General features: G+C 72.2%; 15 protein-coding genes. 9 read left to right on the top strand and 6 right to left on the bottom strand.

From position 1 onward, the window contains the following. Positions 1-46: 46 nt before the first annotated feature. From ACZ66Z_RS10860 to ACZ66Z_RS10875, 4 genes are all read right to left on the bottom strand, one after another. Positions 47-1,171: a GuaB3 family IMP dehydrogenase-related protein gene (locus ACZ66Z_RS10860; RefSeq protein ID WP_093874493.1), complete on the bottom strand. Its 1,125-nt coding sequence runs from the start codon at positions 1,169-1,171 to the stop codon at positions 47-49. A gap of 105 nt (positions 1,172-1,276) precedes the next feature. Next, positions 1,277-2,779: an IMP dehydrogenase gene (guaB, locus tag ACZ66Z_RS10865; RefSeq protein WP_469933658.1), complete on the bottom strand. Its 1,503-nt coding sequence runs from the start codon at positions 2,777-2,779 to the stop codon at positions 1,277-1,279. Positions 2,780-2,966: 187 nt separating this feature from the next. Next, positions 2,967-3,569, bottom strand: a complete 603-nt coding sequence (locus ACZ66Z_RS10870; protein ID WP_469933659.1) for a sigma-70 family RNA polymerase sigma factor — start codon at positions 3,567-3,569, stop codon at positions 2,967-2,969. Positions 3,570-3,812: 243 nt separating this feature from the next. Beyond that, positions 3,813-4,424 carry a response regulator transcription factor gene (locus ACZ66Z_RS10875; RefSeq protein ID WP_003948568.1) on the bottom strand — a complete coding sequence of 204 codons (612 nt, stop codon included), beginning with the start codon at positions 4,422-4,424 and terminating at the stop codon, positions 3,813-3,815. Positions 4,425-4,857: 433 nt separating this feature from the next. Here ACZ66Z_RS10875 and ACZ66Z_RS10880 point away from each other — a divergent pair, with 433 nt between their 5' ends. Next, complete coding sequence (locus ACZ66Z_RS10880) at positions 4,858-5,223, top strand: WhiB family transcriptional regulator (RefSeq protein ID WP_469933660.1); 366 nt, start codon at positions 4,858-4,860, stop codon at positions 5,221-5,223. A gap of 153 nt (positions 5,224-5,376) precedes the next feature. On the opposite strand, the gene ACZ66Z_RS10885 is transcribed toward ACZ66Z_RS10880, so the two are convergent. Next, positions 5,377-6,270, bottom strand: a complete 894-nt coding sequence (locus ACZ66Z_RS10885; protein WP_469933661.1) for a LysR family transcriptional regulator — start codon at positions 6,268-6,270, stop codon at positions 5,377-5,379. Positions 6,271-6,350: 80 nt separating this feature from the next. On the opposite strand from ACZ66Z_RS10885, the gene ACZ66Z_RS10890 reads away from it, so the two are divergent. Then, on the top strand, positions 6,351-7,025 hold the full coding sequence (locus ACZ66Z_RS10890; protein ID WP_469933662.1) for an MOSC domain-containing protein: 675 nt from the start codon (positions 6,351-6,353) through the stop codon (positions 7,023-7,025). Positions 7,026-7,087: 62 nt separating this feature from the next. Continuing rightward, positions 7,088-7,861, top strand: coding sequence for an SDR family NAD(P)-dependent oxidoreductase (locus ACZ66Z_RS10895; RefSeq protein ID WP_469933663.1), 774 nt, complete (start codon positions 7,088-7,090; stop codon positions 7,859-7,861). Positions 7,862-7,872: 11 nt separating this feature from the next. Here ACZ66Z_RS10895 and ACZ66Z_RS10900 read toward each other — a convergent pair whose 3' ends face one another. After that, a complete protein-coding gene (locus ACZ66Z_RS10900) occupies positions 7,873-9,693 on the bottom strand; it encodes a DUF2264 domain-containing protein (protein WP_469933664.1) in 1,821 nt (606 codons plus the stop codon). Positions 9,694-9,989: 296 nt separating this feature from the next. On the opposite strand from ACZ66Z_RS10900, the gene ACZ66Z_RS10905 reads away from it, so the two are divergent. The 6 genes from ACZ66Z_RS10905 to ACZ66Z_RS10930 all read left to right on the top strand — a co-directional run bounded on the left by ACZ66Z_RS10905 (position 9,990) and on the right by ACZ66Z_RS10930 (position 16,197). After that, positions 9,990-11,123, top strand: a complete 1,134-nt coding sequence (locus ACZ66Z_RS10905) for a substrate-binding domain-containing protein (RefSeq protein WP_469933665.1) — start codon at positions 9,990-9,992, stop codon at positions 11,121-11,123. A gap of 100 nt (positions 11,124-11,223) precedes the next feature. Further along, positions 11,224-12,537, top strand: coding sequence for an ABC transporter substrate-binding protein (locus tag ACZ66Z_RS10910; RefSeq protein WP_469933666.1), 1,314 nt, complete (start codon positions 11,224-11,226; stop codon positions 12,535-12,537). Between the two features lie 4 nt (positions 12,538-12,541). Further along, the gene (locus ACZ66Z_RS10915) at positions 12,542-13,486 is read left to right on the top strand and encodes a carbohydrate ABC transporter permease (RefSeq protein WP_469933667.1); all 945 of its coding nucleotides are present in this window, start codon (positions 12,542-12,544) and stop codon (positions 13,484-13,486) included. Further along, entirely contained in the window at positions 13,483-14,334 is an 852-nt protein-coding gene (locus ACZ66Z_RS10920; RefSeq protein WP_469933668.1) for a carbohydrate ABC transporter permease, read from the top strand. The genes ACZ66Z_RS10915 and ACZ66Z_RS10920 overlap by 4 nt, the downstream gene beginning before the upstream one ends. Before the next feature lie 18 nt (positions 14,335-14,352). Further along, positions 14,353-15,372, top strand: coding sequence for a hydroxyacid dehydrogenase (locus ACZ66Z_RS10925; RefSeq protein WP_469933669.1), 1,020 nt, complete (start codon positions 14,353-14,355; stop codon positions 15,370-15,372). Positions 15,373-15,498: 126 nt separating this feature from the next. After that, complete coding sequence (locus tag ACZ66Z_RS10930) at positions 15,499-16,197, top strand: ester cyclase (protein ID WP_469933670.1); 699 nt, start codon at positions 15,499-15,501, stop codon at positions 16,195-16,197. Positions 16,198-16,237 lie beyond the last annotated feature (40 nt).

A 16,237-nucleotide genomic window follows, 5' to 3' on the forward strand; every position in this document is an offset into this window, starting at 1 on the left:
GCCCCGCACCACCCGGTGCGGGGCCCCTCCTGCGTGCGGAAACGGGTCAGCGCTTGTGCTGGGCGTCCGCGACCGTGACCTCGACGCGCTGGAACTCCTTGAGCTCGCTGTAGCCCGTGGTGGCCATCGCGCGGCGCAGGGCGCCGAAGAAGTTCATCGAGCCGTCCGGGGTGTGCGACGGGCCCGCGAGGATCTCCTCGGTGGTGCCGACGATGCCCAGGTCGACCAGCTTGCCGCGCGGCACGTCCTCGTGGACGGCCTCCATGCCCCAGTGGTGGCCCTTGCCGGGCGCGTCCGTGGCACGGGCCAGCGGGGAGCCGATCATCACGGCGTCGGCGCCGCAGGCGATCGCCTTCGGCAGGTCGCCGGACCAGCCCACGCCGCCGTCGGCGATGACGTGCACGTACCGGCCGCCGGACTCGTCCATGTAGTCGCGGCGGGCCGCGGCCACGTCGGCGACCGCGGTCGCCATCGGGACCTGGATGCCCAGGACGTTGCGGGTGGTGTGCGCGGCGCCGCCGCCGAAGCCGACCAGCACGCCGGCCGCTCCGGTGCGCATCAGGTGCAGGGCCGCGGTGTACGTGGCGCAGCCGCCGACGATGACCGGGACGTCCAGCTCGTAGATGAACTGCTTCAGGTTCAGCGGCTCGGCCGCGCCCGAGACGTGCTCGGCGGAGACCGTCGTGCCGCGGATGACGAAGATGTCCACGCCGGCGTCGACGACGGCCTTGGAGAACTGCGCGGTGCGCTGCGGGGAGAGCGCGGCGGCGGTGACGACACCGGAGTCGCGCACCTCCTTGATGCGCTGCCCGATCAGCTCTTCCTTGATCGGCGCGGCGTAGATCTCCTGCAGCCGACGGGTCGCGGTCGCCTCGTCCAGCTCGGCGATCTCGTCGAGGAGCGGCTGCGGGTCCTCGTACCGGGTCCAGAGACCCTCCAGGTTCAGCACGCCCAGGCCGCCCATCTCGCCGATGCGGATGGCGGTCTGCGGCGAGACGACCGAGTCCATCGGGGCGGCCAGGAACGGCAGCTCGAAGCGGTAGGCGTCGATCTGCCAGGCGATCGAGACCTCCTTCGGGTCCCGGGTGCGCCGGCTCGGCACGACGGCGATGTCGTCGAACGCGTACGCCCTGCGGCCGCGCTTGCCGCGCCCGATCTCGATCTCAGTCACGATGTGTGGCCTTTCCCTCTACGTCTGCGCCTACCAGTATCCCCGACACAAGCGCGCGGGGCGGCTCCGGCCACATGCCGGAACCGCCCCGCGCGTCGCGCTGTGTTACTTCCTGCTGTAGTTCGGTGCCTCGACCGTCATCTGGATGTCGTGCGGGTGGCTCTCCTTGAGGCCCGCCGAGGTGATCCGGACGAAGCGGCCGTTCTCCTGGAGCTCCGGCACCGTGCGCCCGCCGACGTAGAACATCGACTGGCGCAGACCGCCCACCAGCTGGTGGACGACGGCCGAGAGCGGGCCGCGGTAGGGCACCTGGCCCTCGATGCCCTCGGGCACGAGCTTCTCGTCGGAGGCGACGCCCTCCTGGAAGTAGCGGTCCTTGGAGAAGGAGCGCTGCTCGCCGCGGGACTGCATGGCGCCGAGCGAGCCCATGCCGCGGTACGACTTGAACTGCTTGCCGTTGATGAAGAGCAGTTCGCCCGGGGACTCCTCGCAGCCCGCGAGCAGCGAGCCGAGCATCACCGTGTCGGCACCGGCGACCAGGGCCTTCGCGATGTCGCCGGAGTACTGCAGGCCACCGTCGCCGATGACCGGGACGCCGGCCGCCTTGGCGGCGAGGGAGGCCTCGTAGATCGCGGTGACCTGCGGGACACCGATGCCGGCGACCACGCGGGTGGTGCAGATGGAGCCCGGGCCGACACCGACCTTGATGCCGTCGACACCGGCGTCGATCAGCGCCTGGGCGCCGTCGCGGGTGGCGACGTTTCCGCCGATGACGTCGACCGAGGAGTTCGACTTGATCTTGGCGACCATGTCGCCGACCAGGCGGGAGTGGCCGTGCGCGGTGTCGACGACGATGAAGTCGACGCCCGCCTCGATCAGGGCCTGGGCGCGCTCGTACGCGTCACCGGCGACGCCGACGGCGGCGCCGACGAGCAGCCGGCCCTCCTTGTCCTTGGCGGCGTTCGGGTACTTCTCGGCCTTGACGAAGTCCTTGACCGTGATGAGGCCCTTGAGGAGGCCCGCCTCGTCGACCAGCGGCAGCTTCTCGATCTTGTGACGGCGCAGCAGTTCCATGGCGTCCACGCCGGAGATGCCGACCTGGCCGGTGACCAGCGGCATCGGGGTCATGACCTCGCGCACCTGGCGGGCGCGGTCCGACTCGAAGGCCATGTCGCGGTTGGTGACGATGCCGAGGAGCTTGCCGGCCGGGTCGGTCACGGGGACGCCGCTGATGCGGAACTTGGCGCAGATCGCGTCGGCCTCGGCGAGCGTGGCGTCCGGGTGGACCGTGATCGGGTCGGTGACCATGCCGGACTCGGACCGCTTCACCAGGTCGACCTGGTTGGCCTGGTCGGCGATGGAGAGGTTGCGGTGCAGCACGCCGACACCGCCCTGCCGCGCCATGGCGATCGCCATGCGGGACTCGGTGACCTTGTCCATCGCGGCGGAGAGCAGCGGGATGTTCACCCGCACGTTCTTCGAGATGTACGAGGCGGTGTCGATCTGGTCGGGCGCCATGTCGGACGCGCCGGGCAGCAGCAGCACGTCGTCGTAGGTCAGCCCGAGTGTCGCGAATTTCTCGGGCACTCCGTCGACGTTGGCAGTCATGACACCTTCCCAAATGGCCTTGATCGGTGCGGGATGTCCATGCTAACGGGCTGGAGCGGTGTCTCATTCCACGAGCAAGATCAGCGGGCAGCTTTGGACGTTCACACGTGTACGAAAGGGACGACGGGACCCGGCAAGGCCTCCTGGTCGGCCAGTGCGTGCGGCCGGGGGCCGACGGGCGCCGGGCTCACTGCTCGGCGAGCGCGCGCAGCCGGCTGAGGGCGCGGTGCTGGGCGACCCGGACGGCGCCCGGGGACATGCCGAGCATCTGGCCGGTCTCCTCGGCGGTCAGTCCGACCGCGACCCGCAGCACGAGCAGTTCGCGCTGGTTCTCCGGGAGGTTGGCGAGCAGCTTCTTGGCCCACTCGGCGTCGTCGCTGAGCAGGGCGCGCTCCTCGGGGCCGAGCGAGTCGTCGGGCCGCTCGGGCATCTCGTCGGAGGGCACGGCGGTGGAACCCGGGTGCCGCATGGCGGCCCGCTGGAGGTCGGCGACCTTGTGTCCGGCGATGGCGAAGACGAAGGCCTCGAAGGGCCTGCCCGTGTCCTTGTAGCGCGGCAGCGCCATCAGGACGGCGACGCAGACCTCCTGGGCGAGGTCCTCGACGAAGTGCCGGGCGTCGCCCGGCAGCCGGTTGAGGCGGGTGCGGCAGTACCGCAGGGCGAGCGGGTGGACGCGCGCGAGCAGGTCGTGGGTGGCCTGCGCGTCACCGTCGACCGCGCGGTGCACGAGCGCGCCGATCTCCCCCTGCCCGGCAGGCACGGGGGTACCCACGGTCTCGTCGTCGCGCATCGCTCCATGGTGCCCCGATGCCTCTCGGTTCGCGGCACCGCGTCCGTAGTTGTGCACCGAAGCGTTATGAGCAGGTGCGCCGGCACTCATCTCCCGCGCCCTCCCCTCCCGCTCGATCGACTCGTCCCCGAGGAACTCCACATCTCAAGGATGCGGCATTCCGCGGGGAAGTGACACAAGCCCACCCCGTCCACCCCACGACGGACGCGGGCGAGGACGGGGAGACGGCAGGTGACCTGCGATTCAGCGGACCAGGCCCCAGCGGAATCCGAGGGCGACGGCATGCGCCCGGTCGGAGGCGCCGAGCTTCTTGAAGAGGCGCCGGGCGTGCGTCTTGACCGTGTCCTCGGAGAGGAAGAGCTCGCGCCCGATCTCCGCGTTGGACCGGCCGTGGCTCATGCCTTCGAGGACCTGGATCTCGCGCGCGGTGAGGGTGGGCGCGGCGCCCATCTCGGCCGAACGGAGCCGGCGCGGGGCCAGCCGCCAGGTCGGGTCGGCGAGCGCCTGCGTGACCGTGGCCCGCAGCTCGGCGCGCGAGGCGTCCTTGTGCAGGTATCCGCGGGCACCCGCGGCGACGGCGAGCGCCACGCCGTCGAGGTCCTCGGCGACCGTGAGCATGATGATGCGGGCGCCGGGGTCCGCGGAGAGCAGCCGGCGGACGGTTTCCACGCCGCCCAGGCCGGGCATGCGCACGTCCATCAGAATCAGGTCCGAGCGGTCCGCGCCCCAGCGGCGGAGGACTTCCTCGCCGTTGGCCGCGGTGGTCACGCGCTCGACGCCGGGCACGGTCGCGACCGCGCGGCGGAGCGCCTCTCGGGCAAGCGGGGAGTCGTCGCAGACGAGGACGGATGTCATGCCTGACCTCCGCGGCTCTCGCAGCTGTTGCGCGTCACCTTGAGCCTCCAGGGCTGTACGTATCGTCACCTGTGCGGTTGACGCTCTCGGACATGTGCCCGAGCGCTTGTTCCTTCAACCGCCTCCGCACTCTCAACGACGGTCACTCGAAAGAGTTACGGGTCGGACGGCGTCTTCGGCACTCTACGTGAGGGGGCGTGCGCGGAGGAGAGTGACGCAGGTCGTTCGTCCCAACATCGAAAGCTATGCCCCATTTAGCGGGATTTCTTCCCTTTTCGCAGTGTCTGTGGCTAGATTCGCAATGAGTCATATTTACATCTACTTAGACAGTAGGTGTATCGCCCGGACCTGTCGGGGAAGACGAGGAACCCCGGCCATCAGCCATCCACCCGCCCACCTATCCGTTCGACACGGTTTCAAGGGGACAAGCGCAATGGCAGATTTCTCCCGCCTTCCCGGACCCAACGCCGATCTGTGGGACTGGCAACTGCTCGCGGCCTGCCGCGGGGTCGACAGCTCCCTGTTCTTCCACCCCGAGGGAGAGCGCGGCGCGGCACGGAGTGCGCGTGAGAACTCGGCGAAAGAGGTCTGCATGCGGTGCCCGGTGCGCGCGGAGTGCGCGGCACACGCACTCGCCGTGCGGGAGCCCTACGGCGTATGGGGCGGCCTCACCGAGGACGAACGCGAAGAACTCATGGGACGCGCGCGCAATCGCCTGATCGCGGCGGCGCCCACCTCCGCGCCGGCCGCGTCCGGCGCGTCCGCGACATCCATGACGTCGCTCGGGGAACGTATGTGAAGGAACGTTTCTCTCTTGCGTCGAGCAGCAGTTGGACGATGAACGGACCCACGCGCCCGCGTACGTCGTGACCCGACTGCGCCCGCGTACGTCGTGACCGACCACGCGCGTACCACACGGGCCGGCTCGGCTCGGCTGTGCGCACCGGCCCGGCTACACGCGCGCGGCGGCGCGGATCAGCTCGTCGAGCGTGGCGGCGACGGCCGGGACCTGAGCGAGGTCCGGCAGCGTCAGGGCCACGATCTCCCGCTCCACGGCCGGCTCCACGGCCACGGTCCGCGCGCTCTTGGGGCGTACGGACTCGATGGCCAGCTCCGGCAGGACGGCCACGCCCAGACCGGCGCCGACCAGGCCCACCACGGCCGGGTAGTCGTCGGTGGCGAAGTCGATGCGCGGGGTGAAGCCCGCCTCCTCGCAGACGTCCACGAGCTGACGGCGGCAGCGCGGACAGCCCGCGATCCAGGCCTCGTCCGCGAGCTCCGCGATGCCGACCGCTTCGGCCCCGGCGAGCCGGTGCCCCTCGGGCACCAGGCCGACGAGCCGGTCGGCGAGGAGCGGGCGGACCACCAGGTCGTCCCACTCGGCCTGCCCGGCCCCGTACCGGAAGGCGAGGGCGATGTCGCAGTCGCCCTCGCGGAGCATCTCGATCGAGCGCGGCGGTTCGGCCTCGACGAGGGAGACCCGGGTGCCGGGGTGCGCGGCCCGCAGCGCGGCGAGGGCGGTGGGCACGAGGGTGGAGCTGCCGCTCGGGAAGGAGACCAGGCGGACCCGGCCCGCCCGGAGCCCGGCGATGGCGGCGACCTCCTCCTCGGCGGCGGTGAGCCCGGCGAGGATGCCGGAGGCGTGCCGGACCAGGACCTCGCCGGCCTGGGTGAGGCGCATCTCGCGTCCGGTGCGGATCAGCAGCGGCGTGCCGGCGGAGGCTTCGAGCGCCTTCATCTGCTGGCTGACGGCGGGCTGGGTGCAGCCGAGTTCGCGCGCGGCGGCCGAGAAGGAGCCCGTGGCGGCGACGGCACGCAGGACGCGGAGGTGGCGGGCCTCGATCATGCGTCCAGCATAAGCGACTCTTGGGTGAAGCTGCCCGTTCTCGCGGGCGCCTTTGAGATCGCCGGTCGTACAGTGCCCGCATGACCTTGCTGAGTGTGAATGTGGGCCGTGCCAGGGCCGTGGACTACACGGACGCGGCCTCGGGAATGACGGGCATCGACAAGCGTCCCGTCGAGGGGGCCGTGCGCATCGAGGCGCCGGGGGCGCCCGGCGTCGGGGCGAGCGGGGTCGCCGGGGACTCGGTCTGCGACCTCCGCTTCCACGGGGGCGACGACCGGGCGGCGTACGCCTTCGCCCGGGAGGACATGGACCTGTGGGAGCGGGAGCTCGGCCGCGAGCTGGCCAACGGCTCCTTCGGCGAGAACCTCACCACCCGCGGCCTCGACGTGAACGGGGCGCTGATCGGCGAGCGGTGGCGGATCGGCGGGGAGGTGGTCCTGGAGGTGACCGGGGGCCGCATCCCGTGCCGCACGTTCGCGGGCTTCCTCGGGGAGAAGGGCTGGATGAAGCGGTTCACGCAGGCGGAGGCCGGTCCCGGCGCGCTGCTGCGGGTGATCGTGCCGGGCGAGGTGCGGGCCGGCGACCCGATCACGGTGCTGCACCGGCCGGACCACGAGATCACCGTGGCGCTCCTGCACCGCGCCGCGACCACCGAACGCGCCCTGCTGCCCTCCACGTTGGTCGCCGCCGAGTGGATGGAGTCCGGGCTCCTCGCGCTCGCCCGCCAGTACACGGAGAAGTACGCCACGGCGTAGCCCGCGGGAGCGGGGCCCCACGGGCCCGGCCCGGCCCGGAGGACAGGCACTAGGTTGCCCGTATGACGACTGCACTGATTACGGGCTCCACCGCGGGCATCGGGGCCGCTTTCGCACGGAGGCTGGCGGCGGACGGCCATGACGTCGTGCTCGTGGCCAGGGACGTGGAGCGGCTCCGGGAGCAGGCGACCGAGCTGCACGACCGGCACGGCGTCGAGGCCGAGGTGCTCGCGGCGGACCTCTCCGAGGAGGACGGGATCGCCGCCGTCGAGGCCCGGCTCTCGGACCGGAGGCAGCCGGTGGACGTGCTGGTGAACAACGCCGGCTTCGGCAACAAGGGCCGGTTCCTCGAGGTCTCCATGGCCGACGAGCTGAAGATGCTGACGGTGCACTGCGAGGCGGTGCTGCGGCTGACCTCGGCCGCCACCGCCTCGATGAGGGACCGCCGCCGGGGCGCCGTGGTGAACGTCGCCTCGGTGGCGGCCTTCGTGCCCCGGGGCACGTACGGCGCCTCGAAGGCCTGGGTCGTGCAGTTCACGCAGGGCGCGGCGCGGGACCTCGCGGGCAGCGGGGTGCGGCTGATGGCGCTCTGCCCCGGCTTCGTCCGGACCGAGTTCCACGAGCGGGCCGGGATGGGCACGGACAACATCCCGGGCTGGATGTGGCTGGACGCGGACAAGCTGGTGGCGGCGGCGCTGCACGACCTGGAGCGGGGCAGGACCCTGTCGATCCCGGACCCCCGCTACAAGGCCCTCATGGGCGTGGTGAAGCTGGCGCCGCGCGGCCTGCTCGGCGGGGTGTCCTCCAGGGCGGGCCGCAGGTACGGCCCGCAGTAGCCGTCCGGCCGTCAGCTCGGGCCCGCCTCCTCGTACGCACCGACGTCCAGGTGTGCGGTGGTGCCGTCCCGCCAGGTCACGTGCAGCGCGTGGCCGGTGATCCGGACGTTCGCGAGGGTGGGTGCGGGAGCGGGGGCGGGCTCGGCGGTGAGGGAGGCGAGGGCCACGAAGAGGGCGGCCGGGCCGCTCGTGGCGCCGTGCAGGGCCAAGGCGCGGCTGCCGGGCCCCTGAAGGGTCTCCCCCGTGGGGAGTTCCGTCGTCCCGGGGCGGTAGCCGTGGACCGGATGGAGCTGGGCGTGCGGGCCGTCGGGGGTGACGGCCCAGCCGGTCTGCCGTACGGGGGTCCCCTCCGGGGCGCCGAGGACGAGGTGGGCGCGGAGCTCGGCGCGGCCGTGGACGAGGGTCGCGGACAGCACCCGGACGCCGGGCAGCGGGCGGTGGAGGGAGGCGGCCCGGTCGGGGCCGGTGCCGACCGGGACGGCGGGGCCCCGGGTGGTGGCCTTCCCGTCGACGATCAGGGCGAAGTGGTTGTCCGCGGGGGCGGCCCCGGTGGTGGGTCCCGTACGGGTGGAGTAGGCGTGGCGGGCGTAGCCGGGGTCGTCCTCCTCGCCCGCCGCGCTGCCCACGTGGTTGCTGCCGTGGTTGTGGAGGCGTACGAGTCCGTCGGCCGCGGTGGTCTGGACGAGCAGCCCGGCGGGGGCGAAGGCGCGGACCGCGTCGGCGCGTTCGGCGGGCAGGGGTTCCTCGGGGTCGGTCCAGGCGGGGTGGCCGGCGGGCAGGAGGAGGCCGAGGAAGCCCTTGGACGCCCAGTAGGGGGAACCGGGCCCCGAGTACTCCTGGACGAGCGGCGGGTACGGGCCGTGCCAGCCGAGGCCGAGCAGTCCGCGCTCGTCGGTGGCGCCGCGGTCGAGGAAGTAGCGCAGGGTTCCGGAGGCGAGGCGGCGGGTGGCGCCGGGGGCGAGCGGGGTGTGACCGGTGAGGGCGCCGAGCCAGGGGGCGGCGGCCGCGGCGAAGCGGTAGATCAGGGACCGCCCGTACGGGACGGGGGCGCCGTTCGCGTCGAAGAGGTGGACGTACGCGTCGAGATGGGCCCGCAGCCGGGGCCCGTACCGGTCGAGGAGGTCCCGGTCGTCGGCGAGGTGGGCGTGGAGGACGGGGTAGAAGTGCAGGGCCCAGGCGTTGTAGTGGTCGAAGGCGCGGTTGTCGCCGTCGCTGTACCAGCCGTCGCCGAGGTACCAGTCCTCGACGCGGGCGAGGGAGCGGTCGACGGTGGCGGCGGCGCGGTCGGTCTCGATGCCGGCGTCCTGGAGGAAGCCGGCCACGGTGAGGCCGAAGAGCCACCAGTTGTTGTCGACGGGGGACGGCCCGAGGGCGGGGAGGAGCCAGTCGACGGCCCGCTGTCGGGTGCGGTCGTCGAGGCGGTCCCAGAGCCAGGGGCGGGTGAGGCGGAGGCCGAGGGCGATCGAGGCGGACTCGACGACCGCCTGGCGGGTGTCGGCCATCGGGGGCCAGGAGTCCCGGTCCTCCCGCCCCGGCTCCTCGGTGCCGGCGGCGAGCCCCGCGGCGTACCGGTCGAGGTGGCCGCCCGGGTCCTCGCCGTGGGCGCCCGCGACGCGGAGGGCGGCGAGGAGGAAGGTGCGGGCCCAGCCCTCCAGGCCGTCGGAGCGGGGGCCCGACCAGCTGGGGCGCGGTCCGGGGAGGTCGACGAGGCCGTACCCGGGGGAGGCGAACGGGCGCACGTCCAGGAGGAGTCGGTCGGCCGTGGCCTCCCAGTGGGCACGGGTCCAGCCGGTGTACGGGCTGAGCCCGCGGTTCTCGGGCGGCGTGGGCATGATGCTCCCTGGGGCTCCCTGCGACGGCCTCTGCGTCGTCGGAATCCTGAACAGACTCCGATCGAACGTCAAGAGTCTTGGAGCGAATGATCGAAAGTACCGTCGTTCGATCATTTCTGGGTTAGGGTGACCCACCCCGGGGTCTCCGCACCACCGGAGCCGAGGCACCGCCGGAGCCAGGACACCGCCGGGGCCGACGTTCCGCCGGAACCGAAGCCCCACCGGAGCCGAGGCGCCGCAGGGGCGACACACCACCGGGGCCGACGGACCACCACCACCGCGAGGGGAACCGCGCCGTGCGCGAGAGTGCTGCCGAACGACACGACCGACTGCTGGCCCTGGTGCGCGAGCGCGGCACCGCCCGCGTCTCCGAACTGGCCGAACGCCTCGGGGTCTCCCCCGTCACCGCCCGCCGCGACGTCGAGGTCCTGGCCGGCCGGGGCCTGCTCGACCGGGTGCACGGCCAGGTCTCCTGGCCCCGGCGGCAGGGCGCCCCGGGCGGCGGCCGCCCCGGCGAGGGCCTGGTCCTCGGCCTGCTCGCCCCCTCCGCCACGTACTACTTCGCCGAGGTCATCCGGGGGGCGCACGAGGCGGCGGCCCGCGCCGGGGCGCGGCTCGTGCTGCGGATCTCCGACTACCGGCCGGAGGAGGACCGCGCCCGCACCGAGGGCCTCCTCGCGGCCGGCGCCGAGGGCGTCCTCGTCGCGCCCGGCTGGCGGGGGCCCGAGGACCGGCTCGCGTACGGGGACTGGCTGGCCGAGCTGCCGGTGCCGACCGTGCTCCTGGAGCGCCGCGCCGAGCCCGGGAGCCCGCTCGACGGCCTGGACCGGGTCTCCTCCGACCACGCCCACGGCGTGCTGCTCGCCCTGCGCCACCTGCTCTCGCTCGGCCACGCGACACCGCTGCTCGTGGCCCGCCGGGACTCCCCGACCGCGCTCGCGGTGCGCGCGGGCTACGCCGAGGCGCTGGGGACGCTGGGCCTGGGGGAGCCCCGCCCGGTCATCGACTCCGTACCGGCCGAGGCGGATCCGGAGGGCTTCGAGCGGGCGGTGCGGGCGCTGCACGAGGCCGTCGGTTCGGGCCTGGCGAGCGCGGCCCTGGTCCACAACGACGTGGACGCGATCGAGATCGTGCAGCGCCTGGCCGAGCTGGGCGTGCGGGTGCCGCAGGACCTGGCCCTGATCGCGTACGACGACGAGGTCGCCGCCCTCGCCGACACCCCGCTGACGGCGGTCGCGCCGCCGAAGCGGCAGGTGGGGCGACACGCCACGGAGCTCCTGGTGGAGCGACTCACGGAGGGGCACGGAGGGGGCCCGGGCGAGGGGTCCGGGGAGGAGGCGGCGCGGCGGCATCTGAGCCTGCTGCCGCGGCTGCGGGTGCGGGACTCCTGCGGGGCGCGCGCCACCGGGGACTCCACACCTTCGATCTGATCTCTTTTCGATCAATCAATCTTTCGCTCTTGACTTCGGTCACGAACGGTCACAGGATCACGGCCACAACCTCCAGCCGCCCGCCTTCAGGAGCCGCGCCGTGTCCCGTACTTGGAGCAGAACGTCCCGCGTCATAGCCGGCACCGCCACCGCCCTGGCCGTCCTCACGGCCTGCGGCGGTGGCGGCGACACCGCAAGCAAGCCGAACGGGCCCGTGACCATCACCTTCTGGGGCTGGGCCAAGGGCACCAAGGACGTCGTGGACGCCTTCAACGCCTCCCACACCGACATCCGGGTGAAGTTCGAGGAGATCCCCTCCGGCACCGCGGGCGGCTACGCCAAGATCTCCAATGCCGTGAAGGCGGGCAACGCCCCCGACCTGGTCTCCATCGAGTACTCCTCGCTCCCCGAGTTCGTGAGCTCCGGCGCCCTCCAGGACATCGGCGACCGGTTCACCGAGGCCGACCGCGCCAAGTTCCTCCCGCAGTCCGTCGAACTCACCACCCTCGGCGGGAAGTCCTGGGCCGTCCCCTTCGACGCCGCCCCGCAGGCCTTCTTCTACCGCAAGGACCTCTTCGCCCGGTACGAGGTGGCGGTCCCCACCACCTGGGACGAGTTCAGGAAGGCCGCCGAGCAGGTCAAGAAGGCCGACGCCAAGGCCCGCATCGCCACCTTCTTCCCCGACGACCCGACCACCTTCGAGGCCATGGCCTGGCAGGCCGGCGCCCAGTGGTTCAAGGCCGAGGACGAGACCTGGAAGGTGAACACCACCGACCCGGCCACCACCAAGGTCACCGACTACTGGCAGGGCCTCCTCGACGCCGACCTGGTCCACAAGGACGCCTCCTTCAGCCCCGAGTGGGTCGGCTCCCTCAAGAACGGCACCACCGTCGGCTACCTCGGCGCCTCCTGGGGAGCGGGCGCCCTCAAGGGCAACGTCCCCGAGATGAGCGGCAAGTGGGCCGTCGCCCCCGTCCCGACCTGGGACGGCAAGCCCGCCAGCGGCATGCTCGGCGGCACCTCCTTCGCCGTCACCAAGGACAGCGGGCAGAAGGCCGCCGCCGTCGCCTTCGCCGAGTGGATGTCCACCACCGAGGAGGGCGTGAAGGCCCGGATCGCCTCCGGCACCTCCTCCGCCTTCCCCGCCGCCGCGGCCCTGCGCCCGGTCGCCAAGAAGGCCTTCGACGCCGGCTTCTACGGCGGCCAGGACATCTACGCCCTCTTCGAGTCCGCCGGCGCCTCCATCAACCCCCACTGGTCCTGGGGCCCGACCACCGGCACCACCAACACCGCGATCAAGGACAGGTTCGGCACGATCGCCCGGGGCGGCCCGTCCCTCGCCGACGCCGTCGAGGCCGGCCACGACGCCACCGTCGCCGAGCTCACCAAGCGCGGCCTGAAGGTCGAGGGCTGACCGGATGAAGGCCCGCACCCGCGCCGCCACGCTCCTGCTGACCCCCTTCTTCGTCCTGTTCACCGCGGTGATGGTGGTGCCGATCGGATACGCGGTCTGGCTCAGCCTCTTCACCGAGAAGCAGTCCGGACTGGGCTTCGGCGGCACCGAGACCGTCTTCACCGGCCTCGACAACTACACCGCGGCGCTGGGTGACCGGGCCTTCCTCGAGGGCTTCGGCGTCCTGCTCGGGTACTGCCTGCTCTACATCCCGCTGCTGCTCGCCGGGGCCCTCGGCCTCGCCCTCCTGCTCGACTCGGCGCTCGCCCGCGCCCGCCGCTTCTTCCAGCTCGCGCTCTTCCTGCCGCACGCCGTCCCCGGCATCATCGCCGCCCTGATCTGGGTCTACCTCTACACGCCCCAGCTCAGCCCGGTCGTCCAGGCCATGGACGCCGGAGGCGTCGGCTTCGACTTCTTCTCCCCCGGAGGCACCCTGCCCTCCGTCGTCAACATCGCCCTGTGGGAATGGCTCGGCTACAACATGGTCATCTTCTACGCCGCCCTCCAGGCCATCGACCGCTCCGTCCTCGAAGCCGCCACCGTCGACGGCGCGAGCGCCTGGCGCATCGCCTTCGCCATCAAGGTCCCGCTCATCACGTCCTCGCTCGCGATGGTCGGCCTCTTCACGGTCATCGGCTCCCTCCAGCTCTTCACCGAGCCGCTCATCCTCAACAAGGGCACCGGCTCCGCCGTCACCTCCACCTGGACGCCGAACATGTACGCCTACACCGCGGCCTTCGACCGCAACGACTACGGACTCGCCGCCGCGGCCTCCGTGCTCCTCGCCCTGGCGGCGGCGCTGCTCTCCTTCGCGGTGACCCGGCTGACGGGCCGCCGCAAGGCGGGCGCGGCGGGCACGGCGGACGCCGTGCGCAAGGCGGTCACGGCGCGGAAGGAGCAGCCGGCATGAGTAACCGCTCCCCCCACCGATGGCTGTCCAGGACCGCCGTCAACGGCGCCCTCGTCCTCGCCGTCGTCTACATGCTCTTCCCGCTGGTCTGGCTGCTCACCGCCGCCACCAAGGACGCCGGAGGCCTCCTCGCCGGAAACGCCTTCTCCTTCGAGGGCTTCGACCTCGGCGGCAACCTCTCCCGGCTCGCCGAGTACAACGACGGCATCTACTTCCACTGGTACGCCAACAGCCTCCTCTACGCGGGCCTCGGCGCCCTCGCCTGCTCCCTGATCAGCGTCGCCGCCGGATACGCCTTCCACGTCTACGACTTCCGGGGCAAGGAGAAGCTCTTCGGCCTCGTCCTGCTGGGCGTGCTCGTCCCCACCACCGCGCTCGCCCTGCCGATGTACCTCCTCGCCAGCGAGGTCGGCATCGTCAACACCCACTGGGCGGTCCTGGTCCCGGTCCTCGTCAACCCCTTCGGGGTCTACCTCTCCCGGGTGTTCTGCGCCGGCTACGTCCCCGACGAGGCCCTCGAAGCCGCCCGTATCGACGGCGCCGGGGAGATGCGCGTCTTCTGGTCCATCGGCCTGCGCATGGTCATGCCCGGCTTCGTGACCGTCTTCCTCTTCCAGTTCACCGCCGTCTGGAACAACTTCTTCCTCCCCCTGGTGATGCTCTCGGACCAGAAGCTCTACCCGCTGAGCCTCGGCCTGTACGCGTGGAACAGCAACGCCCACGCCGAACCCGACTACTACCCCCTCGTCGTCACCGGATCCCTGCTCGCCGTCGTCCCCCTCGTCATCGCCTTCGTCTCCCTCCAGCGGCACTGGAAGGCCGGCCTGACGGCCGGCAGCGTCAAGTGAGGAAGGCCAGTACCCACGATGCACCCCACCACTGACAACCGCCCGACCCTCCTCCTCGCCATGGGCCCCGGAGTCGACGAACGCCTCCTCACGCCCGCCCACCGCACCCTCCTGACCCGGTTCGCGCGCACCGACCCCCACCTGGTGGCCCACGACCTGACCGCCCCGGACCCGCGGGTCGCCGCCGCCCTGGCCGAGGCCGAAGTCCTCCTGACCTGCTGGGGAGCACCCCCGCTGACGGCCGAGGTCCTGGCCCGCGCCCCACGGCTCGCAGCCGTCGTCCACGCGGCCGGCTCCGTCAAGCACCACGTCACCGACGCCTGCTGGGAGCGGGGCCTGCGCGTCACCTCGGCCGCCGCCGCCAACGCGCTGCCGGTCGCCGAGTACACGCTCGCCGCGATCCTCTTCGCCGGGAAGCGGGTCCTCCGCTCGGCCCAGCGGTACGCCGAACTGCGCACCGGGCACGCCTGGCTGGAGGAGTCCACCGCCTGGGGCAACCACCGCCGCACGATCGGCGTCGTCGGGGCCTCCCGCATCGGCCGGCGGGTCCTCGAACTCCTCCGCCCCTTCGACTTCGAGGTCCTGCTGTACGACCCGTACGTGACGGCCCCGCCGCCCGGCACCGAGCTCGTCGGCCTCGACGAACTCTGCGCCCGCAGCACGGTGGTCTCCGTGCACGCGCCGCAACTGCCCTCCACGTACCGCATGATCGGCGCCGGACAGCTGGCCGCGATGCCGGACGGCACGACCCTCGTCAACACCTCCCGCGGCTCCCTGATCGACGAGGAGGCCCTCCTCCCCCACCTCGTCTCGGGCCGCCTCCACGCGATCCTCGACGTGACGGACCCGGAACTCCCCCCGCCCGGCTCACCGCTGTGGACCCTCCCGAACGTCCTCCTCACCCCCCACGTCGCCGGCTCGCTCGGCAACGAACTCCACCGCATGGCGGACCAGGCGATCGAGGAGGTGGCCCGCTACGGACGCGGAGAGCCCTTCGCGGAGGAGGTCCGGGCATCGGACCTCCAGCACTCGGCGTAGGGATCGTCCCGGGACCGTTCGTGGAGCCGGCGGCCCCGGGTCCACGCCCCCCGTGCTGCCAGGGCATCTCCCGCGCCCGGACCTAGACTGGAAAGGTCCTACCTGGGGTCTGGGTCGGGAGGCGTCATGACATTCGTGCAGATCATCGACTGCAGGACGAGCCGGGTCGAGGACCTCGACCGGCTCATGGACCGGTGGGTCGAGCAGACCAAGGGCAAGCGGACCGCGACGCACAGCATCGTCGGCAAGGACCGTTCCGACGCCTCGCACGTCGTGGAGATCGTCGAGTTCCCCTCGTACGACGTGGCCATGCTCAACTCGCAGCTCCCCGAGACCGACCGGATCTTCCGGGAGATGGTCGCGCTCTGTGACGAGATGCCGACCTTCACCGATCTGGACGTGGTCCGGGACGAGCAGATGTACAAGGCGGCCTCCCGCCGGTTCTTCGAGCTGCTCTCGGAGCCCGGGGAGCTCCCGCCGCTCGACGAGGTGCTCGACGAGGGGTACCACGACCACAATCCGGGCACCCCGAACGACTCGTACGGCATGGACGCGCTGCGGCGCGACGCCGAGATGTGGCGGGCGGCCTTCGACTTCGCCTTCACCCTCGAGGACCAGATCGCCGACGGCGACCGGGTCTGCACGCGCTGGACCTGGAAGGGCGCCCACGTCGGCGACTTCATGGGGATCCAGCCGACCGGGATGGAGGTGAGCATGACCGGGATGCTCGTCCACCGCTTCCGGGAGGACGGCAAGGCCGTCGAGGGCTGGTGGCAGTACGACCTGCTCGGGCTGATGGAGCAGCTCGGGGCCGTGGAGCCGTAGGAAAGCGATGAGGCCCGGTGCTCCCGCGACGGGAGCACCG

This window comes from Streptomyces sp. NPDC107498, assembly GCF_055582805.1.